At 42.0% G+C, this 23,845-nt stretch carries 17 protein-coding genes; 8 read left to right on the top strand and 9 right to left on the bottom strand.

What is annotated here, in order from left to right; genetic code table 11:
* Positions 1-169: 169 nt before the first annotated feature.
* From HCR01_RS19060 to HCR01_RS19040, 5 genes are all read left to right on the top strand, one after another.
* Complete coding sequence (locus HCR01_RS19060) at positions 170-1,459, top strand: AmpG family muropeptide MFS transporter (protein ID WP_193197683.1); 1,290 nt, start codon at positions 170-172, stop codon at positions 1,457-1,459.
* Positions 1,444-1,848 (top strand): ABC transporter permease, encoded by a 405-nt coding sequence (locus HCR01_RS19055; protein ID WP_162396442.1) that lies wholly within the window; start codon positions 1,444-1,446, stop codon positions 1,846-1,848. The genes HCR01_RS19060 and HCR01_RS19055 overlap by 16 nt, the downstream gene beginning before the upstream one ends.
* A gap of 104 nt (positions 1,849-1,952) precedes the next feature.
* Entirely contained in the window at positions 1,953-2,138 is a 186-nt protein-coding gene (locus tag HCR01_RS19050) for a hypothetical protein (RefSeq protein ID WP_193197682.1), read from the top strand.
* A gap of 17 nt (positions 2,139-2,155) precedes the next feature.
* Positions 2,156-2,674 carry a GNAT family N-acetyltransferase gene (locus HCR01_RS19045; RefSeq protein ID WP_193197681.1) on the top strand — a complete coding sequence of 173 codons (519 nt, stop codon included), beginning with the start codon at positions 2,156-2,158 and terminating at the stop codon, positions 2,672-2,674.
* A gap of 169 nt (positions 2,675-2,843) precedes the next feature.
* Positions 2,844-3,602 (top strand): HEAT repeat domain-containing protein, encoded by a 759-nt coding sequence (locus tag HCR01_RS19040; RefSeq protein ID WP_193197680.1) that lies wholly within the window; start codon positions 2,844-2,846, stop codon positions 3,600-3,602.
* 89 nt (positions 3,603-3,691) lie between these two features.
* Here the strand turns inward: HCR01_RS19040 and HCR01_RS19035 are convergent, their stop codons facing one another.
* From HCR01_RS19035 to HCR01_RS19000, 8 genes are all read right to left on the bottom strand, one after another.
* Entirely contained in the window at positions 3,692-4,099 is a 408-nt protein-coding gene (locus HCR01_RS19035; RefSeq protein ID WP_191758656.1) for a phosphomannose isomerase type II C-terminal cupin domain, read from the bottom strand.
* A 167-nt stretch (positions 4,100-4,266) separates the two neighbouring features.
* Positions 4,267-5,607, bottom strand: coding sequence for a PQQ-dependent sugar dehydrogenase (locus tag HCR01_RS19030; protein ID WP_193197679.1), 1,341 nt, complete (start codon positions 5,605-5,607; stop codon positions 4,267-4,269).
* Positions 5,608-5,695: 88 nt separating this feature from the next.
* On the bottom strand, positions 5,696-6,880 hold the full coding sequence (locus tag HCR01_RS19025; protein ID WP_193197678.1) for a hybrid sensor histidine kinase/response regulator: 1,185 nt from the start codon (positions 6,878-6,880) through the stop codon (positions 5,696-5,698).
* 161 nt (positions 6,881-7,041) lie between these two features.
* A complete protein-coding gene (locus HCR01_RS19020; protein WP_193197677.1) occupies positions 7,042-8,253 on the bottom strand; it encodes an EAL domain-containing response regulator in 1,212 nt (403 codons plus the stop codon).
* Positions 8,246-12,214 (bottom strand): PAS domain S-box protein, encoded by a 3,969-nt coding sequence (locus HCR01_RS19015; protein ID WP_193197676.1) that lies wholly within the window; start codon positions 12,212-12,214, stop codon positions 8,246-8,248. The genes HCR01_RS19020 and HCR01_RS19015 overlap by 8 nt, the downstream gene beginning before the upstream one ends.
* A gap of 434 nt (positions 12,215-12,648) precedes the next feature.
* Positions 12,649-15,483, bottom strand: a complete 2,835-nt coding sequence (locus HCR01_RS19010) for a glycoside hydrolase family 10 protein (protein WP_193197675.1) — start codon at positions 15,481-15,483, stop codon at positions 12,649-12,651.
* A gap of 283 nt (positions 15,484-15,766) precedes the next feature.
* The gene (locus HCR01_RS19005; protein ID WP_193197771.1) at positions 15,767-17,107 is read right to left on the bottom strand and encodes a TIGR03279 family radical SAM protein; all 1,341 of its coding nucleotides are present in this window, start codon (positions 17,105-17,107) and stop codon (positions 15,767-15,769) included.
* Between the two features lie 68 nt (positions 17,108-17,175).
* A complete protein-coding gene (locus HCR01_RS19000; protein WP_193197770.1) occupies positions 17,176-18,135 on the bottom strand; it encodes an undecaprenyl-diphosphate phosphatase in 960 nt (319 codons plus the stop codon).
* Positions 18,136-18,590: 455 nt separating this feature from the next.
* Here HCR01_RS19000 and HCR01_RS18995 point away from each other — a divergent pair, with 455 nt between their 5' ends.
* From HCR01_RS18995 to nadB, 3 genes are all read left to right on the top strand, one after another.
* On the top strand, positions 18,591-19,370 hold the full coding sequence (locus HCR01_RS18995) for a DUF3120 domain-containing protein (protein ID WP_193197674.1): 780 nt from the start codon (positions 18,591-18,593) through the stop codon (positions 19,368-19,370).
* A gap of 694 nt (positions 19,371-20,064) precedes the next feature.
* Positions 20,065-20,493 (top strand): photosystem II complex extrinsic protein PsbU, encoded by a 429-nt coding sequence (psbU, locus tag HCR01_RS18990; protein WP_193197673.1) that lies wholly within the window; start codon positions 20,065-20,067, stop codon positions 20,491-20,493.
* A 167-nt stretch (positions 20,494-20,660) separates the two neighbouring features.
* Entirely contained in the window at positions 20,661-22,439 is a 1,779-nt protein-coding gene (nadB, locus tag HCR01_RS18985; RefSeq protein WP_193197672.1) for an L-aspartate oxidase, read from the top strand.
* A gap of 700 nt (positions 22,440-23,139) precedes the next feature.
* On the opposite strand, the gene HCR01_RS18980 is transcribed toward nadB, so the two are convergent.
* Positions 23,140-23,343: a hypothetical protein gene (locus tag HCR01_RS18980; protein WP_226889439.1), complete on the bottom strand. Its 204-nt coding sequence runs from the start codon at positions 23,341-23,343 to the stop codon at positions 23,140-23,142.
* Positions 23,344-23,845: the final 502 nt, after the last annotated feature.

Genomic DNA, 23,845 nt, shown 5'->3' with positions numbered 1-23,845 from the left:
ATATCTCAGTCCTTAAAAGGGATTAGTCCGAAACTACTGCTACCCTGATAATTCAAACCTTTTATAGGTATTAGTTACATGATACGCTTTCTCATTTACTCGTTGTATTTTATCCAAACTCCAATTACCATGACTGAGATTTCCTCAAAAAAGGCAAAAAATTGAAACTATGAGGGAAACTAAATCGCTGCTACAAGTTTTTGGTAGCCGCAAGATGGCGGCTTTATTATTACTAGGTTTTGCATCCGGTTTACCGTTATTGTTAATCGGTAATACTTTAAAGGCTTGGATGACCATAGAAAAGGTAGATTTGGCAGCTATTGGATGGTTTAGCCTCGTTGGGTTGCCTTATTCTTTGAAGTTTCTTTGGTCGCCGTTACTGGATAGATTTACCCTGCCAGTTTTGGGACGGCGGCGGGGTTGGTTAATTTTGACACAGATTGCTTTGATAGTAGCGATCGCCGTCATGGGTTTTCAACAACCCAAACAAGCATTACAGCTTTTAGCTATCAACGCCATAGTTATTGCCTTTATTAGTGCGACTCAAGATATAGCGAGTGATGCCTACCGTACTGACGTTTTAGAAAAATTAGAAATGGGGGCTGGTGCAGCAGTTTTTATCTTAGGTTATCGAATTGCCCTATTAGTGGCAGGTGCTTTAGCCTTGATACTTGCCGATAACCTGCCTTGGTCATCAGTTTACTTGATCATGGCAGGGACGATGGTAATCGGTATTTTTGCCACCTTATTAGCACCAGAACCAGAAGCAATTAGTCCTCCAGCTTCCTTAGCCGATGCTGTTGTCTTACCCTTTAGAGAATTTTTCCAGCGTCAGGGTATCATTCAAGCTATTTTAATTCTTGTGTTCATTACTCTATACAAGCTGGGTGACGCCTTACTGAGCAATATGACCACGCCTTTTTTGCTGCAAACTGGTTTTACCAAAACCGACATTGGAGCAATTCAAGTAGGTATGGGATTAATTGCTACTATTGTCGGTGCTTTAGCGGGTGGTTCAATTTTGAGCACAATTGGTATCAATCGCTCACTTTGGGTGTTTGGTGTTCTACAAGCTGTCAGTAATTTAGCGTACTTTTTTCTAGCGTATATCGGTAAAAACTACCAAGCTATGGTACTTGCTATCAACATAGAACAGTTCTGTGGTGGATTGGGGACAGCAGCCTTTGTTGCCTTTTTGATGAGTCTTTGTAACCAGCGGTTTTCTGCAACTCAGTATGCTTTGCTTTCTAGCTTGATGGCCGTTAGCCGCGATATCTTAGCATCTCCTGGTGGCGCGATCGCCCAAAGCACGGGATGGCCTGTATTTTTCTTAATTACCATCGCCGCCGCTATACCAGGACTACTCTTATTACCAGTGTTTGCCCCTTGGAATCCTCAGCCAGTGGCAGTATCTAGACCAGGACTTGAGGAAGAAGAGGATATATGGGGAATCAAGTAGTTATTTCTGTCGGCACACTTATCCTTTTACTGACTGGTTTGTTACTTGGCTATGTTCTCTCGCAGTTAGTTTTAGGATTTTTGGGATTTAACCTCCTAACTTTTTTTGGAACACTCAGCCTGATTTTAATTTTTGGTACACTTTATTACGTTTTATTTTGGCAGTTGAGGAGACAGACGCCAACCCCATCATTTAGAGGAGAAATACCAAACCAAGTAGAAGAGAGTGCATCTGATAGCTATCTCAAAAACAGGCTGATCGCCAGATTATCTGGTGATACTGCCGCTGCCGAAAGGTTAATTGAGCAGGCAAAAGAGAATTATCCTGGTATGCCAGAGAATTGGTATTGTGAAAGAGTGCTCGATGACTTAGAGCGCGATCGCCGATAATCTGTTATTTTTTAGCCCCGGAAAATCGCTAAAATAAATCAAGGAAACTTCACAAATATTTAGCTAGGTTCTCAGAGAAGTCCTAGCTTTTTGCAATCCAAAATATGGCTATTTTTCGTCAGTACATCGCCCCACTGCTTGCAGTATTAGTATTTTTCTTTGCCCTAGTGGCAGTCAGCGCCCGCATATTTTTACCCTCCGACATGGCAGCACCAGCACCAATTGAAGAGATAGGCGTGAGTGCTCAACCCACTCCTGCCCTACCAGCATTACATAACTCAGCTAGCTAAGTTAATGAACGTCAAAAGTGTCTGAGCAACTACTACCGGGGTATCATATTCGCCGAGGCTCAACTTTAGATCGGTCGCTGCTAGTCAAATTCATGCAGCGGACTTACCAGGATATGTTCTCCAACCAGGATTTTGCTCACCTAGAGCAAACAGTCAAGCAATACTTTTCTAGCGACACACCCTTATGGTGGGTCGAAGAAGAGGAGGACAAGGGAGCAGGGGAGCAGAAAAATCGAAATTTCTCCTCCGCCCCCACTCCTCCCATCGCTTGCCTCTGGGTAGGCAATGCCATAGACCAAGTGCGGGGTGATCGCCATGCTCACATCTTCATCCTCTACGTTGTGCCAGAATACCGACGGCGAGGTATTGGCACAGCTTTGATGCGATATGTAGAAAATTGGGCTGCTCAAAGAGGCGACCGCCAAATCGGACTGCAAGTGTTTCAATCAAACACCCCTGCATTAAATCTTTACAATCAGTTGGGTTATCAAACCCAATCCCTCTGGATGATAAAATTCCTGAGTGCTGAGAAATAAACTAGTGCATAACGATAACATTCTGTAGCGTCTTAGTTATACAAGTTCTCGTGAACATAAAAATCAACGCGATTGATGAGAAAATGTACAATGATGTAACTAACATCTATCAGGGTTTTATCTGTTGGCATGGAGGGTTGTGAGTTAATCCCCACTAGGGATTGAAATTATGTACGACGAAGACGACCTAAGCCTACTCGATGCCGAGGTGGAGCTAGAAAGCCCCCTAGATAAAATAGAGCCGCTAACTGCTGAGTCAGAGGAAGCAAAGCCAGATCCCGAACTGATGCTAGCCCTCCTAGAAAATCCCCAGCCCCAGCAAAGGATGCTAGCAGCTCGTGCTTTTTGTGATATTGAATATCCCCGTGCTACTCCTCATCTAATTCGTCTGTTAACTGATACTTGTCCTTTAGTTCGAGTAAGTGCCGCTTATGGACTCGGACGCAATCCCAGCCCAGATGCAGTAGGGCCATTAATTGCCCAATTGCACCAGGATTGGAATGGCTATGTACGTAAAGGTGTAGTTTGGGCTTTAGGAAACTGTCGCGATCGCCGTTCATTAGCACCCCTAGCAGACGCCTTAAAAACCGACATCTCCGCAGTTCGTTTGTGGGCTGCTAGCGCCCTGGCACAGATGGCAGACGTAGGTTACGAGGCAGTTTTAGGAGCCATACCGCCACTAATTGGAGCCTTAGTTAAAGACCCCGTAGCAGCAGTAAGGAGTAACTGCGCTTGGGCGATCGGACAATTGTGCCGGGAACTGCCTTCTAACGTAGTTTATGCCACAGCGATCGATGCACTAATTCAAGCCTTTGCTGAAGACCAAGATTTAGGAGTGCGCGAAGACGCCAAAGCCTCACTACTAGGAGTAGGTGATCCCCGTGGTTTACAGCTAATTGAAACCCTAGAACAAGAAGGGTGGTTTTAACTTTTGAATTTTTAGAATTCAGATTTTACAGATCAACAGATCAATAGTTTTCTTTATTCTGTTTGCTGACTCCGTTGTTACCTCAACCCTTACTGAGCTTCAGTTGCAGGCTTGACTAAATTGAGGTCATAAGGTCGTTCTGTATCGTCCTCACCTAAATATTCACCATTTTGAATTTCCAAAATAATTAGTGGAATATGCCCAGGATTTTCTACCTTATGCAGCGTCGCTGCTGGAACAAAAGTTGACTCATTTCGATTTAGTAATACTTCCTCTTCTCCACAAGTCACCTTCGCTACACCAGAAACTACTACCCAATGTTCATTACGGTGATAATGGATTTGCGGTTTAATGCCGTGCCTAGGCTTGATTTCAACACGACTAATTCTATAGCTTTCTCCCTCCTCTATCACCTCCACGTTACCCCAGTATCGTGTACCTGAATGTGAGGAAGGTTCGTTGATATTTGACTTAATATTATCCTCATTCTGAGTCATAACTAATTTCTCAACCAGATGACTATTACTATTATTCTCCAGTAATTTAACGTCAACCAGATAAAGCTATAGTTAAGCCACACAAAGAATTGCTGTCAACGAGGTTTACTTAGCGATCGCATACTAGATCTTGAATATTAGATACTGGAAAAACTCTTCCCCAGTCCCTAACCCCCCGTATACTGAATCCGATAAATACGATTATTGGCTTCCTCTGTTACTAGTAAACTGCCATCAGGTAATACGAGTAACCCCACAGGTCTTCCCCAAGTAGTTGGCGTAGAAGGATTTAGCAAAAATCCTGTAAGAAAGTCTTCGTAGTAACCTTGTGGGCGTCCTTTACTATCGAAGGGAACAAAGACAATTTTATAACCAGTGCCGCGATCGCGGTTCCAAGAACCACGAAAAGCAGTAAAAGCACCGTTACGATACTTTTTTGGAAATGTTTGACGGTCATAAAACTGCAAACCTAATGCCGCTGAGTGCGCCTGAAAAAGCACATCCGGTGTTTGAGTACGGGCTACTAAGTCGGGGCGCTTACTTTTGTTATTCGTCTTCTGACGCGGATCGAGGTTGCTTGGCGTAAGATAAGCATAAGGCCAGCCGTAGAATTCCCCTTGCTGGATGCGTGTTAAGTAGTCTGGTACTAAATCATCACCAATACCATCCCGTTCGTTGACAGTGGTGTAAAGTTCCTTTGTTACAGGGTGAAAATCTAAACCAACAGGGTTACGCAAGCCAAAAGCAAGAGTCTGCTGCTGGGAACCATCCAAATTCATTACTTGTACCGATGCCCTTGGTAAGGGTTCCTCATCCACATTGGTTCCTGAACCAATTGAAACATATAACTTATTACTATCTGGCGAGACAACAACATTGCGCGTCCAATGATTGTTGTAACCCTCAGCAGGTAAGTCAGCGATTTTTTTACCCTTACCTGTAATTTTGTTTTGACCTTGAGAATAAGGAAAACTTAGTACAGCATCAGTGTTCCCCAAAAAGAAGGAATTACCTGCAAAAGCCATACCAAAGGGTCTATTGAGTCCATTCGTCCTGCTAGCAAACGTCTCTCGAACATCGGCTACGCCGTCGCTGTTAGTATCACGCAACAGACGAATGCGGTTTTGCCCGGTTTCCGTCACCAGCACATCACCACTGGGGGTTAAAGCCAGCCAGCGAGGGGCATCTAGACCTTCAGCAAACACATTAACTGTAAATCCTAATGGTACGCGCAGCACGGGGTTTTGAGGAATTGGTACAACCTCAGGTCTCTTGGAAACACTTTCCGTAGCGAAAGGTGCTGGTAAATTCTTCAGGTTAATTCGGATAGGTGTAGGTGAAAGTCGTTCAGTACGGATACTATTTTGCGGCTGTGTAGGATTCTGTGCCAACTGCGGCGAAGGTGCAGATACTTGCGTGGCATTATCCAAGGAGGCGCGAGTCTGGTTACAGGCTGCTGCTGTAGTCAGTAACAAAACTAGCAGCAACAAACGCGCAGAAACTTTCATGGCAGCAAAAATAATACACAATATTCTTAATTTAAACCTGAAACTCGATAAATATCACCAGTCTAAAGTCCGATTTTTATAGCTTTAACTACTTTTTACTCAAATCATTGCTTGCCCTTGTCTCATTACCAATAGATAATTTACTCCGATAAGAGTTGTCTTCACAAATAGACTCTTCTTGTGTAATACATGGAAGCATTACTTGCACAATTGTTTTTTCTTTTGGCTGACTTTGAATTTTGAGTGTACCACCGTGCAATTCAACCAAACGTTTGGCGATAATTAACCCCAAACCTGAACCTTCTTGTTCGTAAAGTTTGCGCTCAAATTGCTGATAAGCTCCCAATTCAACAATCTGCTCTACTGTCATGCCCCTACCGCTATCAGTAAAGCATAGATTAAAAGTATTGTTAACAGATTTACTAGTAACTAAAATCGGTGTTCCTTGTGGGGAAAACTTCAAGGCATTATCAATTAATTCTTCAATTATTTTATAAATCTTTGTGGGAGATATTTTTATATGACATCCATGTAAATCTACTTGCAAATCTGCTTCCCGTCCTACCTTTTTAGCTTTTTCAATTATTAAGTTAGTTAATGCCGATGTCGGAAAGAATGTTTGCTGACTTTGCAGTAATTTGATTTGCTGTGGCTCGGTTGCCATAATTTCAATCTCTGCATATAGCAAAAAGTTTTGGATTAATTTAAATAAACGTTCACCTGACTTATAAATACCTTCTGCCATTTCGCGAATTGCTTCTGAGTTGAGACTATCACTTTCTTCCATTAGCAGTTGCGAAAAACCTAAAATACCATTCAGAGGTGTTCGCATTTCATGAGGAAGGGACAAAGTGATACTGTTACGTAAATCATCCAGTTTCTTTTGAGATTGCTGATTAATTGCTATTTGTTTTTCTAATCTACAGGTAATAGCTGCTAGTAGTTCTGCCCTCCTAAATGGCTTGATAATGTAATCATCTGCACCTAATTCCATGCCTTGGCGAAAGTCAGTATTGTCAGATTTTGCAGTCAGAAAAATCAATGGAATCATCGCAGTTAGCGGATTTTGTCGTAGTGCCTTTAGTACTCCATGACCATCTAATTCCGGCATCATCACGTCGCAAAGAATCAGATCGGGAATTTCCTCTTGGGCTAACTGCAAACCGAGAAGACCGTTTTCTGCGCCAATTACCTTAAAATCTTCCGCATCTAACAAATCTAAAATATTTTGACGTACGTTTATATCATCTTCAATTACTAGTATTTTGTTCATCTGCCTAAAATAATAAAGAATAAATTAGTTGTATTTTTATTTTTGATTACTGTTAAAAATATGAATAACTGCTAATAGCTAAATTAATACTATTTATTATTTAAATTACCCTTTACTTCTGTATAATACATGAGCATAAAAATATTCAAATTAACTTTTATTTATACTGATAAAAATTTGCTAGTTAACAAAAAATTTTCAAATTCTGCTGCTGGCAATGGACGACTAAACAAAAAACCTTGCATAGCACTACAGTTATGTTGGCGCAAAAAAGCAAGTTCGGCTTCTGTCTCTACACCTTCAGCTACTACATGTAGATTAAGATTATCAGCCATTTGAATCAGTGCCTTTGTAATTGCTGATTTTTGGGGATCACTGGCAACGTTATGAATAAAATAGCGATCAATTTTTAATGTATTAATTGGTAGATTTTTTAAATAAATTAAAGAAGAATAGCCAGTACCAAAATCGTCAATTGCAATTTTAACTCCTAATGATTGCAACTTATTCATAGTAGCGATCGCACTATTAATATCTTGCATAATCATACTTTCAGTTAATTCTAATTCTATATAATGAGGTTCCAAATCATTACTATTTATAAAATAAATTATTTGTTGAATAAAGTCTGGTTGATTAAATTCAATTACTGATAAATTTACAGTAATACTCAAAAAATTAATTCCGGCATCACGCCAGCTTTTAATTTGTTCACATACTCTTTTCAAAACCCATTTACCAATGGGAACTATTAAACCTGTGGATTCTGCTAACGGAATAAATTCTCCTGGTGTAACTATTCCTAATTCAGGACTGTGCCAACGTAACAAACTTTCAGCAGCTACGATCTTACCAGAAGCAATATCGACTATTGGTTGATAATAAACTTCAAACTCTTGAAAATTATGTTGTTTGATAGCTCGATGCAAGCTAATTTCTAATAGCTGCATCTTTGGAGACAAATTATTAATAATATTTGGAGGAGACAAATACTTTTTTAAAGTAGCATGTTTTTCTAACCTATTCATGATTGCACTTAATAATTCACCACGAGTAAATGGCTTAGTTATATAGTCATCTGCACCCATATCCATTCCTTGGCGAAAGTCACTTTTAGCAGATTTTGCAGTTAAGAAAATGAAGGGAATTGTTGCAGTTAAGGGGTCTTGGCGTAATGCTGTTAACACGCCATAACCATCTATTTCTGGCATCATCATATCGCACAAAATAATATCAGGTATTTCAGCAATAGCCATGTGTAAACCAATTCTTCCATTAGCAGCAGCAATAATTTCAAAATCCTCAGCTTCTAGTAAATCAAAAATACTCTCACGCACAGCTTCTTCATCTTCAATTATTAAAATCTTAGGCATAACTTACCTCAGTTGGGCTTTGGTTTTTTAATGGCAGAGTGACAATAAACGTTGTAGTAAATCCCAGCTTACTTGTGACAGTGATTTTACCTTGGTGTATATCTACACACTTTTTTACAATCGCCAGTCCTAATCCAGTTCCTAGGATATTGCCGACATTTCTGGCACGATGAAAGGACTCAAAAAGTCGCGGTAGGTCTTCTTCTGGAATGCCAATTCCCTGATCTTGAATTGCAAATACAGCTCGCATATCCTCACAGGTGAGAGTAAACTTGACAGTGCTACCAATTGGGGAATATTTGATCGCATTCGAGAGTAAATTACTCAGAATATGTCCCAACAATTTTTCATCCATGCAGCATGGGATAGATTCATATTGACTAGTAAAAAAAATGATGTGCTGATTACTCTGATTTAGCTGTACTTCTTCCACCAATTGACGACAGTATTCTACTAAATCTAAAGATGCTGGTCTGAACTCTAATTTCCCTGCTTCCGCCTTACCAATAACCAACACATCATTTAACATTTCAGTCATCCGCTTGACAGCGCTTTGAATCCGATGCAGATGAGTGAGTTGTTTCTCTTGTGTCCATTTTTGGCGGTAGTGTTCGAGCAACTCGCAAGAAGAAAGGATAGTACTCAACGGCGTGCGGAATTCGTGGGAAGTCATAGAGACAAAGCGGGATTTAAGTTCGCTGAGTTCTTTTTCTTTTTCTAGTGCAACTCTCAGTTCTTGTTCTAGTTGCTTGCGAGCTGTGATGTTTCCCCAGTAACCGACCATTTCCACAGGTTTGCCAGCTTGATCCCGCACTACCTTACCTTGGTCGTGTACCCAACGATAAGTGCCATCTTGGTGCAAAAAGCGGTATTCCAAGGTATACTGCCCATGCTCCAATACGTTTGAGAGTTTGGCAAACGCTTGGGTTGCATCTTCCGGGTGGAGATGACTAGCCCAAAAGCCAGGAGTATCTACCATTTCCCGTGCTTCATAGCCCATCATCGTGGTGACATTTTCGCTAACGAAAGTACCGCCAAAATCTCCATAACTCCTACAGGTATAAATCACAGCTGGGCTGGAGGAAAGTAAATATTGTAACCGTTGTTGACTGACAAGTAGTGCTGTTTCTGCCTGCTTACGCTCAGTAATATCGTTTTGAATGCCGATGTAATGGGTGAGATAGCCATCGGTGTCATAGACGGGAGAAATATTTAACTCATTCCAAAACAGACTGCCGTCTTTACGATAATTGCGTAAAATTACCGTAAAGTCTTTTCCTTCTCGCATGGCAGCATTGAGTTCTTGTAACCCTGGTTGATTAATATCAGTACCTTGGAGATAAAGAAAGTTTTGTCCAATCACTTCTGCTGCCGAGTAGCCACTCATCCGCTCAAAGGCTGGATTGACATAGATAATTGGCCCGGCTGGCATGGTGACATCGGCAATAATAATGCCATTGCTGCTAGCAGCGATCGCGCGATCGCGCAATCGTAAACCTTCCTCTGCCTGCTTGCGCTGAGTGATATCAGTATAAATATTGACAGTTCCTACTATTTTGCCACTATGATCTTTAATCGCATCAGCACAAAGATAAATTTGCACGCTTCGACCACAGCGGCTTTGCATCATCACCTCACCACGCCACGACTCACCCCTTTGAATTTTAGCAAGTAGTTTTTTACACTCTGTTTGCTGCTTGAAAATAACTTCTACTCCCCCGGCAGCTTGCAATTCTTCCAAGGTATACTCAAACAGTTTGATAAATGCGGCATTGACGTAAATACCTTCGCCTGTAATGTCAGCCATGCCAATGGCATCACTTGTGCTTTCTATCGCTTTGCAAAAACATAATAGCGATTCTTCGACTAATTTACGGTATGTAATATCTGTAGAGATGCCACCGACGGCATAAGAGATACCATTAGCATCTTTTAAAGGAAACTTCACAGACAAGTAAGTATGTAAACCGTCCTTGAGGGGAACAACTTCTTCAGCTTCTATGGGGATGCCACCGACAATTACCTGATGATTATTAACCGCAAAACCATCAGTAATTTCATACGGAAAAATGTCGTAGATGCTTTTGCCTACTATTTGGTCTTGAGTAATATTGAATAGCTGTTCATACTGGCGGTTGATCAGCAGAAATCTATCCTGAGCATCTACTACGTACATCACAGCTGAAGAATTATCTAAAATCGCTTGTAGCTGTTGTTGAGTTTCCCGCAATGCCGTTTCTGCTTGCTGGCGATCGGTGATATCTTCAAAAGTGCCTAAGATACCTACTACATCGCCTTCGAGATTATGAAGTGGAACTTTATTAGTGTCCAGCCAAGTCTGTTTGCCGTCTGCTCTCAGTAAAGGTTCAATTATGTGATATTCGGGTGTATTGCTCTGCATCACCCTAATGTCACACTCACGATAAAAGTCTGCTTCTTCTTTCTTCCAAGGCAAATCATAGTCTGTCTTTCCTACGATCTCTTCTGGGCTGTTCAAACCACCAGCGATCGCAAAGTTGCGATTACAACCTAGGTAAACAGAATTTTTATCTTTCCAGAAAATACACTGAGGAATAGTATCCATAATTAGTTGTAACATTTGCTGAGATTGCCGCAGTTGCTCCTCTACGATTTGGCGCTCGACAATCTCAGATAATAGCTGCCGATTTGTTTGTTTTAAAACAATAGTTCGCTCAGCCACTCGCATTTCTAGCTTTTGATTCACCTGTTGCAAAGCTGCTTGTGCCTGTTTGAGTTCAGTGATGTCTCGTGCTTCAGCAATCAGCAGCGCGACTTTTCCAGTTTCATCTATCAACGGCTTCAAAGAAAAATCTATGGTTCGCACTGTTTGATTTACACCGAGTACATCAACTTCGTAACGGACAAACTCCCCTCTAGCCGCAAGTGCTATTGCTACTTTGAGTTGATTCTGCGTTTCGTAGGAAATCGTCCACCATCGCGTCTCCCAGTATGAACGCCCAACTACATCTTCTGGCTGTAATCCCCCAAAATCGAGTAACGCTTGGTTGGCTTCTAGAACAATACCTTCTGGTGTTAGCAATCCGGTAAACTGGAATGTGCCGTTGAAGATAGCGCGAAATCGTCTTTCGCTCTCATGCAGTGCTGCTTCTGCCTGCACGCGGTAAGTAATATCTACAGAAACTCCAATCATGCGAGCGATGCCCGTAGGATCTGTTAATACCATGCCGCGTGTGAGTAACCATTTGTACTCTGATCGCCCCTTTACAAGCATTCGATGCTCTACTTCAAAAGAGCTAAGATTTGCGATCGCTGATTTGTGAGCATGAGCAAACTTTTCTTGATCATCCGCATGTACTAACGCCAGGACTTCGCTGTAAGATATCTCTTGAGTTTCTCCAGTTTCACCAACCATACTCAAGAACAACATCCGGTCATTATTCAAATTGCGTTCCCAATAAATTGTTTGAGTCGCCTCCAAAGCCAATATTAGTCGGGTGGCACTCTCTTGCAATACCTCAAAAGCCAGCAAACGCAGTTGTTCTTGGGTTTCCTCGGAGTCGCCTTTAGTTTTCTGTGTTTCTTGTGCCAGCACTTGACAAATACTTTCAGGAGTAATAGTCCCGAAAATTTGACCTTGGTCATCTACAACTGGCAGTATCAACTGCTGCTGGCGCATCAGCAACAATGCTGATGCCAGATCCGGAAATTCTGACATCTTTAGCATCATGACTGAAGTATGCATGACTTCAGAAATCTTGGCTGTTCTCAAGTCAGTCCCGGAAGCCAAAAGCTGCACCAGATGCCGCTCTGTAAAGCACCCCAATATCTGCGAAGTTGATCCCACCAAGACATTTTTGCCCTGTGCTGCCATCAGTGCGATCGCATCCGCTAATGGCGTTTCTGGCACAACCATCAGCGGTGAATAGTCAATAATTGACTCTAAGCTTTGTAGCCCGGTAAGCTGAGGTAAAGCTTGCATAGATTATTACGATAGCTATTATCAAAAAATAGTTATCTAAAGTAGTTTATTAAGTAACCTCTAATATTTTGACGCTAACTAAGTAATATTATCTCAGGATAAACACTGTAAAAGCTGTTTTAATAAATACAAAGCAAGTAGTGCATAATTATTTAAAAATGGGAACTAAGAGTCATTTGTCAAGAGTCAAAAATCAGTATTTATTCCCCTCTGCTTCCCTGCTCCCCCACTCCCCCACTCCCCCACTCCCCCTACCTCTTCACCTACGGTGTACACACATCTCTGTACAAAACCAAAATCGTTGTAGATCCTCCTAAATCCCCCTTAAAAAGGGGGACTTTGAGAGGTTTTTGCTCCCCTTTTTAAGGGGGGTTGGGGGGATCAAAAGCCTGTGGGGCAACTCTAAAAGACTTGTGTGTACACCGTAGACCTCTTCACTGGGGACGCAACTGCGATCGCCGTTCGCCGTAACGCAATAGCTTTTCTATAGTTGCAAGCCGATTTTCCCAAACTTTGACTTGATAGAAATTATCTATAACTTCTCGGCTCATCAATGCTCGAAATTGAGACTTTAACCGAGTTAGCGAAGCTCTCGCCACTAGCAAATTACTGGCAGAAGGCGAACTGGCAAGCTGATTTAAAGCACTTTGTAAAACTTCTGCCTGGTTGTTAAAATCTGAAATCGTCTTAGCAGGCATTTGCAGTTGCTCATTTTGCAAAACAAACTTCCATTCCCGTTGCAGGGCAGTATAACGAACAGCAGCAGTTTGAAAAGGCTGGCGGTGAGGAATAGGTTCAGTGGTTGTGGGTTTTACCCTGCCTTGGGTGCTACTAAAAAGTTTGTCTAGCTCGTTGTTAAAATTCTCTGCGGCAAAGAGTGCGTAACCGCTTACTGGCAAGTCTCTTACCAATTGGAGCTGATCTAAGGCTCCGACTGGTGGTAAAGAAAGTAAACGAATTCCTGGTAATAACAACGTAGAACCTAACTGTGTAGAGGCAATCCAGGGTTGTGCCAGCCTTTGGAAGCGAGAAGTATCTAGGGCATAAGTCATAGGAACGATTAAATCTATATCCCCTTGGCGTGCCCAAAGTTCCCAGTGTTGTTGAATTTTCTGAATCCGTTCTAGTTCCGGCAGAGGAAATACGGCAACAGACAAAATCAAATTTGCTCGTTTTTGCCGTAACTGCTGCGATACTTGAGCAACAAAGCTATCAACTTGCTGGGTGCGAAATGTCGTCCACTTTTGCCACAAATCCGGTTGGCTGGGGGAAATATTCAGCGGATCTACACCAGTAAGTTGCTGAAATTGCGCTCTTGCAGCTTTACCGTAGCCATAATATCGACCTGCAAAGGGGTCTTGGAAGGGATAGCGAATGTAGTCTAGTTGTAGACCATCTACGTCATAACGCGTAACAATTTCTTCGTATAACTTGAGTAAGTACTGCCGCAATTCGGGGTTAGCTGGGTCAAAGAATGGCTTTGTCTGATTAACAGGAATCATATTGCCAAGGTTGTCGTAGTTTGCCCAATCTGGATGAGCAGCAAGTACTGGCCCTGGGTAATTAGGATTGACATTGGTAATCTCATTGTGACGTTGATTACCAGCAGCAAAAACCCAAACCCAAGCGTGTAATTCCATGTCTCGCTTATGGGCTAATTTCACTGCGGCTGCTAATGGATCCCAGCCGCGAATTAACGGGTTTTGCTGTGGTGCGACTTGACTGGGATAAATCGTATAGCTCGCATTAACAGTTTCAAAGAAGACGGTATTAATCCCAGCTTGGGCTAGTCGATCAAAAATTTGGGCTAGTCCTTTCTCACTACCAGCACGGACAATTGTCCCCCGGTCTAACCATACAGCACGGATTTCAGGCTGAGCCAACCTGCGGTCAACAGGAAACTGTTTCCACAAACTCGCCTTAGCTTCCAACCACTGCTGACGAGCCAGAGCATAATTCTTTTCTGCAATCAACTGAGGTAAGTTTTTGGCTATTAGTCTTGCTTGTGTTATTACTTGCTCTTTGCTGTTAACTGGTGCTCCAAGTTTGGTTGAGGCAAATTGTGTCTGCTGTTCCTCTAAGGACTGAGCGCGTAAACGTCTAGAGCGCGGCGGATCATCAGACTTCGTTTCGCTGACGCTAGAGGCATACGTCGAGGCTGCTAGATGGGCGCTTTCCACCCGACCAATTAGATTTTCTAGCTCTTGCTGAAGGGCGATCGCTTGATTGTTATCAATCGGCGTATTAGAGTCGGGTGTGATATCTAAACGCACTGCTTGTTCTAGTTCATCAATAGCCTCTTGAGCACGTGGGGGCGTAACTTTGGGAAGCGGTCTGGGTTGAGGAGCAGTGGCGGTAGTGAGTTTTGAGTCCTGAGTCCTAGTCCTGTTATCGGTAGCGGGGTGTTTAGCCTGTCCTGAGTTTTGAGCCGATGGTGGTTTTATTGGAGTTGCAGTGCCTATTCTAGATGTGGGAGTGGTGGGGACAGTTGCAACCGATATAGAGCAACTTTGTGAGCCTCCTTCTACTTTATTCGTGCCTTTTGGTAGTGCTGTCAAATGACGATTGACGGCAGCTTTTAACCAAGCACTATCTAAATCTGCGGCTGAAGTTGCATCCGTACCCCAGCGCCAGCCCAAAAATGTGGAACGTTCAGTTGTCACCACGGCGGCAGGATTATCTTGAGAATTCCAAACAGCAGCAGCTTGAGCTATGGAATCATTCGGAATCACAACGCCACCGCGCACTTTGCCAAACATTCCAGTTTGAGTTGCCCAATCTTGCGTTTTGGTTTTTGTGGGTTTGATCTGTTCTGTTTCATTCAGACTGAATCCCCAATAACCCCCTAGAAGCGATCGCAATAACTGGCGCACTCCCGGTGCTGACAGACTACCTACAGGTCCACTGGCAATCAAGCGTCCTCCCTTGCTCATCCATCCTTCTAAAGTGATCGCTTGTGTTGGTGTTAATGTCTCTACATTGGGCAAAAACAATACCCGGCGATCGCCCCAATCCGTTACACTCTTCACATTAGCTAGGGGAATTACACAATACTTTACTCCAACTGCTTGTAAGCGGTCAGTTATGCCTGTCCATTGATTAGCATTTTCTTGACTGTGGACTATGCTCAATACAGGTTCTTCTGTTGCGGCTGTTGCTGGCAAAATTCCTAAACAACTAATTAATAAAAAATTAAAATTTAAAATAAAAAATCCAGTTTTTTTAATGTTTAATTTAATATCTTTAATTATGCTTCCCTGATACTTCACTAGTTACTCCTAATTTTATTAGTTGTTAATTAATCTTTATTGGTCATTACGTCATTAATCAGTTGTCAATCGTACAGAACAAAGCTTCTTGCTAAGGATATTTATAACCACTAAACACTATATTGGAAAGTTCTGATGTCTCACGACAAGCCCCCCTCCAAGCTTTTGCACCAAAGTCAGCGCTCAAACTTTCCAAGACAATGATTTCATTTTCATAACATTAGCTTTGACAAAAGGTTTAATCCCAACTGACAGACCGCTAAAAGCTGACAGTTGTTGATAGCTAATTGCTCAAGCTGTGAGCAATACAGGTATTGATTAAATCTTCAACTCCTGCTACTGGTAATATTTTTGTATTCAGTTTGTGGGCTAAATCTTCAATACTAATATCATCTAAAAATATCAGTTCATCATGTTTTAGCATTACATTTGGTAGCAAAATTGCTTCTCCCAAATCTTGCCCTTGTAAATTCAATAGCAAATCATGACCAGTTAGTAACCCAGTAACAGTGATACTTTGCCCCCAGTAATCACTACATAAAGCTTGCATATTTACCTCTAAACCCTCAACAGAATTCAACCGTTTTAAAATGGGTTGAAATGCCGTTTCTACTGCGTTGCCCACTACCCAAGTTAGTTTTCTCTGAGGATAGACTTTTGGCGGAAGTAATTCTGCTGCCGCAGCTGCAAACTGCCTGATAAACAACTGAATGGAACCAACGCCATTATCAATTTGCGGATATTCTTCATATTCAGATTCACTTGGTAACTCCTCACCTGCAATCAAAAACCACTCATCGGCTAACCAAGCAACGCTGGAACCGAACTGTTGACGAAATTGCCGGGTAAGCGATCGCACTTGGGAAATCACTTTTTTGGCTTTTTCCTTAGTTACGGGTATCAGTTCGTCTTCTGAGGGACGAAATCGTGTTAAACCCACTGGCACAACTGCCACTGATGCCACCGCAGGCACTTCGCCAGTATAAAAGGACGCTAAATCTCTTAGGGTTTGTTCCAAGTGTTCGCCATCATTTATACCAGGGCAAACGACTACTTGAGCATGAATTTGTAACCGCCTTTCTTGAAACCACTTAATTTGTTGCAAGATTTGCCCCGCACGCTGATTTTTTAGCAGTCTGATTCTGATTTCGGGTTCCGTGGCGTGAACAGAAACATACAAGGGAGACAAGCGCATTTGCTCAATACGCTGCCATTCTCTTTCTGGTAAATTGGTCAAGGTAAGGTAAGAGCCATACAAAAAGCTCAGACGATAATCGTCGTCTTTCAAGTACAAGCTAGTGCGCTTACCTGGTGGCTGTTGGTCGATAAAGCAAAATGGACAGCGGTTATTGCACTGAATTAAGCCATCAAATAAAGCAGTTTCAAATTCTAGCCCCAAGTCTTCGTCGTAGTCTTTTTCGATTTCTAGGCTATGAGTTTTACCAGCAGCGTCTAAAACTTCTAGTTCCAAAACTTCATCAGCACATAAAAACTGATAATCAATTAAATCGCGGGGACGCGTACCGTTGATTGCAACGATCGCATCCCCCGCTTCAAAACCAATTTCTGCGGCTATAGAATCAGGTGATACTTTGGTAATACGGGCAGGATGAATGGTAGACATGGGGTATGGGGCATTGGGCATTTGTCATTTGTCTTTGCTTTGAACAAAGGACAAAGGACAAGGGACTATTAACTATTCTTCAACAAACTAGTTCCAATTGCCCCCAGTATTGCTACCCCAAATGCTAGTCGATACCAAATAAACACCCAGGTGCTCTGGGTTTTAAGGAAGCGTAGTAAACCAGCGATCGCTATATATGAGAATACTGTGGCAGAAATTACTCCGGCAACGAGGGGAATTATTCCTGCACTACTCAACCCGGCTCCAACTACATCTTTTAACTCGACTAACCCCGCTAGCGTGATGGCGGGAATACCCAGTAAAAATGAAAATCTCGCAGCTGTTTCCCGTTGTAATCCCATAAATAGCCCTCCTGTTAAGGTGGAACCAGAACGAGAAACGCCAGGAATTAATGCTAAAGCTTGAGCTAAACCCATCAATACCCCATCTCTCATTGTTAGGTTTTCAAAGTCGCGTTGACGTTTACCTAGTTGTTCTGCTAACCCCAGTAACAGCGACATAACTATAGAGGCAATAGCGATCGCCCCTAAACTTCTAATAGGTGAATTATCAAAATCTGGAATAAACTTTTTAATCAAAAGTCCAAAGAAGACAATGGGCAATGTTCCTAAAATAATCCCCAGAGACAGCCGAAATTCGTAGTCGTCGTAATCTTTGAGGGCGATCGCTCTTGTTGTTCCTTTGATAATTCGCGTCAAATCCCCCCAGAAATACCACAATACTGCTGCTATACTACCAAGCTGGATGATAGCGGTAAAAGCTACCCCCGGGTCGCCCCAACCAAGAACCACAGGGACAACTTTTAAATGTGCCGTGCTACTAATAGGCAGGAATTCAGTCATTCCTTGCACGAAGCCTAAAATAATAGCTTGCAAGATATTCATCTGTTGCACCCCATTTTCCCCTAGGTTAGGCTGGGCGCTGAGAACTTTGAGCGGTGCGGCTACTGAGAAAATTGCTGATCCTGCACTGAGAAGTACAAACCATTGACGTTTTGATAAAGCCATCAGTTTACCTGCGATCGCTGAGATTATAACCAATTACACAAACATCTACCTGGGAAACTTACCAGGAAAAGAGTTGAAGAAAACATCGGTTTTTCATTCATCTCTCACAGAGACACGTTATTAATTTACAGAATAGTGCGGGAAAGTTAAAAGTCCCTGAGTGTATGGCTCAATACCAGAAAGGATACCTAGGTGCTTCAAAATAGGTTTGAGCCAGCAGGAGACAGGAGTCAAGAATCAACAGTCAGTAATTTATTCCCTTTGTGCTCCCCTGCTCCTCTGCTTCCCCTGCTCCCGCAACATCCTGCTTCTACAAAAATTCTTTTGTATTCTCATACTTTTGCAGGTGATACACAGCCCAGGCAAAATTCTAGTAGAATTAAAATCCCCCCCTAGGGCATTTTTAAATGTGATACATTAAATAAGATAAAGTTTAATAACAAATATTAAAAACTTTGATTAATAATACATTGTCCTCCTACACGGCTTCAACCCCTTCTATTGATACCAACTTGGATTCAACTGACATTGGCCAGAGAAGCATCAGAGAATTAGAGTCTACACTTTGCTCATCTCCTTCTTTGCCTGTCTTTATTTCTTCATACCAAAAGTGGTTGGTGTTTGCCGCAGCGGTGTTTTTGGTATCAGTGCCAATATTTGTGGAAGCGCCACTAGTGCGATCGCTACCAAGTCTGAGTCTAGCGTTGACAGGATTTTGGGTGTGGTTGAGTTTTAGATTGATGTCACGTCCTGCAACTTATGTTTGGGGGGATTTGCTCTTAGGGTTTAGTTGGAGTTGGTTAGCAGGAGCGATTTATTGGGGCTGGTTACGTTGGGAACCTTTATGGCATTTGCCAGTAGAGTCTATAGGCCTACCATTTGCCGTTTGGTGTCTGGTGCGGAATTGGGGCAAAGTGGGTAACTGGTTTTATTTAGGTTCTTTACTCGGTACAGTCTTAACAGATGTATATTTCTATCTAGTAGATTTGATGCCCTATTGGCGGCAAATTATGAGAGTAGACGCTGATGGCGCAACGCAAATATTACAAAATGCCCTAACGCAAGTACAGACACCTTGGGGACAAGCTTGGGCGATAGCTCTTGCCTTAGTATTGTTGACAGTTGGAGTTTTACCTTTATACAAAGAGCAGCGACACTGGTACGCCTTTGGTGGCGCAGTTTTAAGTACAATTTTGGTAGACAGCTTATTTTTGCTAGCTGCTGTGAGGGCATGAAAATCAACAATTAATTCATGAGGCGATCACCCAGCGCTCACTTATGTCCATCTTTGTGCAATTTACAAACAATATCCCAAAAACAGCCTTTTCATGGGCGATCACACATAATTAGCCCAGTGATAAATTATTTGTTTATCTTAGCTGTAGATGATTTATTAGTTAAGAAATATTACATAAAATTGAGCAGTATCATATCATCCCTGCTGGGGTTTTGATATTAGCGTAGACGCGTATTCCTGCGGTGAAGCAAGCTACGCCTAGCGTCTTTGATAAGAGAAAGCCTTGCCGTTAGACATCGCAAGGTTTCAGGTTTAATATCGCCTATTGGCGAGTAGAGAGAGAAACCCCAAAAAACTTTCATTTAGCCGAGCATACTACTGGATTTTATGGAGTTGTAGCGCTGTGGCAGCAATGCTAGCAGTTGTACCATTAAGAATAATTTTTAGTACAAAGTACAGTCAAACCCAGTAACGGCAAATATTGTGGATATTAATACGCTGTATATTAGTTTCTGATGACTGCTGTGTTGATTAAGCTATCAGCTTTTGTTCTATGTCCTTTGTCTTTTGTCCTTAGTCGTTTGTTGTTTAGCTTTGGCACTCTAACGAATGACGAATGCTCAATGACTAGTGATCACTGACAGCTGTTGGCTTAAAGCTTTTATTGTTTGATGGAAAGAGGTAGGAAAATCGTGAAAGGATTGGTGCGTTTATTAACAGTGTTTAGTTTGTTACTTGGCTGCTGGGGATGCCTGGGAACAACTCAGATAGCCCAAGCTGCTAGTTTCAACAGTTTTGCTTTTCCTCAAGTCCAGATTTTGGCAATTGAGCGTCAGAATCGGGCAGACGCTAAGCTAGGAACCGAATTCGGTAAAAAAATTGATTTGAATAATACCAACGTGCGAGCTTTTCAACAGTATCCAGGGCTGTATCCCACCCTTGCTAAGAAAATCATCAAGAATGCTCCTTACCAAAAGGTTGAGGATGTATTGGATCTTCCAGGATTAAGCGATCGCCAAAAACAAACTCTGCAAGCCAACTTCGATCACTTTACCGTGACAGAATTTGAACCTGCCTTCAACGAGGGAGATGATCGCTTTAACAATGGTATCTACAGATAACTGCATATTGCAGCTGATGTAACAAGCAGCCCACTCCTGATCCTAGGGAGTGGGAATTTTCTATTAGAGATGGGGAAGATAATAGAGATAAAGAGGAAGTAATTTTCTTCCTTATCTCCCTCCCATTCTCCTTTTCTCCCCTTGCCCCGTTCCCCCCTCCCTTTACCTTGTCTCAGATAGATATTCCTAGCCAATTTGATGTCTTAGTAGTCGGCGCTGGTGCTGCTGGACTGTACACAGCACTGTGTCTGCCAGAGTCTTTGCGAGTCGGCTTAATTACTAAAGAAACTGTTGCTTTGTCCGCCAGTGATTGGGCACAAGGTGGCATTGCTGCAGCGGTTGCCCCGGAAGATTCTCCTTCGCTGCACATTGAAGATACGATCCGGGCAGGTGCTTTTTTGTGCGATCGCTTCGCTGTAGAATTCCTCGCTCAACAAGCCCCTAGCTGCATTCAATCCTTGGTCAACTTAGGTGTAGCTTTTGATCGTCATGGTAAAGCCTTGGCTTTAACTTTGGAAGCTGCCCATTCTCGTAACCGTGTTCTCCACGCCGCCGACACCACAGGTAGGGAAGTTACCACCACCCTAACTGCTCAAGTATTACGTCGCCAGAACATTCAAGTCATCCAGCAAGCTTTGGCTTTAAGTTTGTGGATTGAACCCGAAAGTAGTCGCTGTCTTGAAAAGTTTGGCTCGGCGGCTTCCGCCGCTCCACACCAGTTGCTTTCCGACGCAAGGAGACAGGAACAGGAACGCACTGGCTCGACTTTTCGCTGTCAAGGAATTAGCCTGTTCTATCAAGGTAAAATTACATGGGTATCGGCTGGTGCTGTGGTATTAGCAACTGGTGGCGGTGGTCAGGTATTTGCTCAGACTACTAACCCGGCCGTGAGTACTGGCGATGGGGTAGCGATCGCATATCGTGCCGGGGCCATCCTCCGGGATTTAGAATTTGTCCAATTTCACCCTACAGCCCTTACCAAACCTGGTGCTGATCGCTTTCTCATCAGTGAAGCTGTACGCGGCGAAGGCGCACACCTTGTTGATAACGAAGGGCGACGTTTTGCTTTTGACTATCACCCTGCTGGTGAACTTGCACCTAGAGATATTGTGAGTAGAGCAATTTTCAGTCATTTGCAACGCACCGCCTTCGATCCTGCCACTGCCCATGTGTGGTTAGATATGCGCCCCATTCCCGCCGACAAGATTCGTCATCGTTTTCCCAACATCATTAAAGTTTGTCAGCATTGGGGTATCGATGTCTTCAATGAACCAATTCCTGTAGCCCCTGCTGCTCATTACTGGATGGGCGGTATTGCCACGGATCTGATGAACCGCACAAGTCTCCCCGGTTTGTACGCAGTGGGTGAAACTGCCAGTACTGGAGTGCATGGGGCAAATCGTCTTGCCAGTAATTCCTTGCTGGAATGTATCGTGTTTGGGGCACAGATGGCTAATATTGAGTTGACAGATATTGAGCTACCATCAGAAACACCATTACTGGCATTGCGGGAGTTTAGTGTTGATACCAATGAATGGCAAACCCAACAAGTACAGCTAGAAACACTAAGAGAGAAGTTACCACGTCTTGTATGGCAAAGTGCTGGTATTTGTCGGGAACAATCAGGTTTGGAGATGGCGATCGCCACTATTGAATCTTGGCAGCAAGATTTCGCTGCTTTGCCTTTGAGTCAATTCTTGCTTTCTTTACGTCCAAAAGAACCAGCTAATTTCAACCTACCAGATGTTGAACGGCAATTGCGACTTTGGGCAGAAACCCGCAATCTATTAGATGTGGCTGATTTAATTCTCAAAAGTGCTGCTTTTAGAACCGAAAGCCGTGGTGGACACTACCGTCTAGATTATCCTCAAACAGATTCAGAATGGCAAGCCCATACACTTGTGCAAACAAATAACTGGTGGAAATCTCCAGTCGTAAACAATTAAAAATTCTTTAAAGCATTTTAGCTGCTGATACTAAATTGCCCAAAAATATATTGTTTGGCTAAGTGGTGAACGTATTGTAAAGTGCCTGTATCAAGTCTTTTATATCATGTCCGCTTAATTAGTTATAGAACACAGATTCAGTAAACCTCTCTCTTGCATAAATGCTTAAATTGTCATGTTGAGCATTCGCGTAGCGTCTCGCAGAGAAGCGAAACATCTCGGAGATTCTTTCCTGCGGAACCAAGGCGTAGCTTGGTTTTTGTGTAGGGGTACTTTCCACTACGTTCTGGTCAGAATGACACTAATAATTTTCGGACTTTTGCAAAAGACTCAGTATTAAAAAATGTGAAAAGCTAGTTTTTTCTCAGATATTATACCAAAATTTTGTTGAACTAATCTAAAAAAAATAGTTTTTAGAGACTATTAAATAAACTTATTGTAAAAATGTGGATTAAGTTAAAAAGTAACCACAGATAAACACCGATAAATTATTGTTCATTTGTGGCTTTATATCTAAAATATTGTATTTTACAAGAATATCTATAAACAAGAGTGAGCGCAAAAAGCACGTTGCGCGACAACTCAGGATTGAAGATTTCATTACCTCTTACCTGATTTTCAAAATATTTTTAATATAGAGTATGTTCAATCTATTTTTGAAAAACTTGCTCAGCTTAATTATTAATTTTGTATGTATTAGCTAGCGAGTGCCGCTACCATACTGACTGTCAGGACTACCATAATTTGGTGGAACATATATGTCTTTTAAACCCTGAGGATTAACCTTGCTGGTTATTGAACTATCGCTGCTAGAAGCATTAAAACTATTAGCAGTCACGCTACCAAAGACAACTGTGCAATCAGTAATATTCGGAATTAGAACATAAATGCTTATACAAAACATTACAAATTTTGTGATCCTTAGGTTAGTTTTCATCTTTTTAAGTAAATCCACTGTATTTTTATTTAAGTAAGTATTTTTTGTTTAAATCAGTATATTCACTCATTTTGCTCCACCAAGATTCCAACTTAATTCAATGTACGGTGGTGTAAATAAGTAATTGTGGTACTAAATTGCAGATCAACGTCAATTTATTACTGTTAAATAGTCTTAACACCTAAGAAATATTCTTAATATACCGTTTTTACATCAGTCTAAAGTTAGAGATGTTAATTAATTGCCACGAGTAAATTGCCAAATTTACTGCGTATTAATAATTTTTTAATAATTATGCGTATAAACACTATGTTCAATGAATAACAAAACTGAAAGAATATCAATATTACTTTAATATTAGTATAGTAAAACTTTTATGGTAGTAAAGATATTTAAACCTCAAACAGCAAAAACTCTATTTTACGGGCATTACAGAAAAAATTATTTTAATAACTTATAAAAAAAACCG

Origin of the sequence: Nostoc sp. MG11 (genome assembly GCF_014904695.1) — a bacterium.
Classification (GTDB): domain Bacteria; phylum Cyanobacteriota; class Cyanobacteriia; order Cyanobacteriales; family Nostocaceae; genus Komarekiella.
Note: the sequence above shows the minus strand (reverse complement) of the source record. Positions and strands in the feature narration are given on the sequence as shown.

Coding starts and splice junctions, on each gene's coding strand:
- HCR01_RS19005 (WP_193197771.1), bottom strand. CDS start 17,107: ATGTCTACCATTCATCCTGCCCGTATTACCAAAGTATCACCTGATTCT.
- HCR01_RS18980 (WP_226889439.1), bottom strand. CDS start 23,343: ATGTTTTGTATAAGCATTTATGTTCTAATTCCGAATATTACTGATTGC.
- HCR01_RS19055 (WP_162396442.1), top strand. CDS start 1,444: ATGGGGAATCAAGTAGTTATTTCTGTCGGCACACTTATCCTTTTACTG.
- HCR01_RS19050 (WP_193197682.1), top strand. CDS start 1,953: ATGGCTATTTTTCGTCAGTACATCGCCCCACTGCTTGCAGTATTAGTA.
- HCR01_RS19035 (WP_191758656.1), bottom strand. CDS start 4,099: ATGACTCAGAATGAGGATAATATTAAGTCAAATATCAACGAACCTTCC.
- HCR01_RS19000 (WP_193197770.1), bottom strand. CDS start 18,135: ATGGCTTTATCAAAACGTCAATGGTTTGTACTTCTCAGTGCAGGATCA.
- HCR01_RS19015 (WP_193197676.1), bottom strand. CDS start 12,214: ATGCAAGCTTTACCTCAGCTTACCGGGCTACAAAGCTTAGAGTCAATT.
- HCR01_RS19040 (WP_193197680.1), top strand. CDS start 2,844: ATGTACGACGAAGACGACCTAAGCCTACTCGATGCCGAGGTGGAGCTA.
- HCR01_RS19030 (WP_193197679.1), bottom strand. CDS start 5,607: ATGAAAGTTTCTGCGCGTTTGTTGCTGCTAGTTTTGTTACTGACTACA.
- HCR01_RS19020 (WP_193197677.1), bottom strand. CDS start 8,253: ATGCCTAAGATTTTAATAATTGAAGATGAAGAAGCTGTGCGTGAGAGT.
- HCR01_RS19025 (WP_193197678.1), bottom strand. CDS start 6,880: ATGAACAAAATACTAGTAATTGAAGATGATATAAACGTACGTCAAAAT.
- HCR01_RS19060 (WP_193197683.1), top strand. CDS start 170: ATGAGGGAAACTAAATCGCTGCTACAAGTTTTTGGTAGCCGCAAGATG.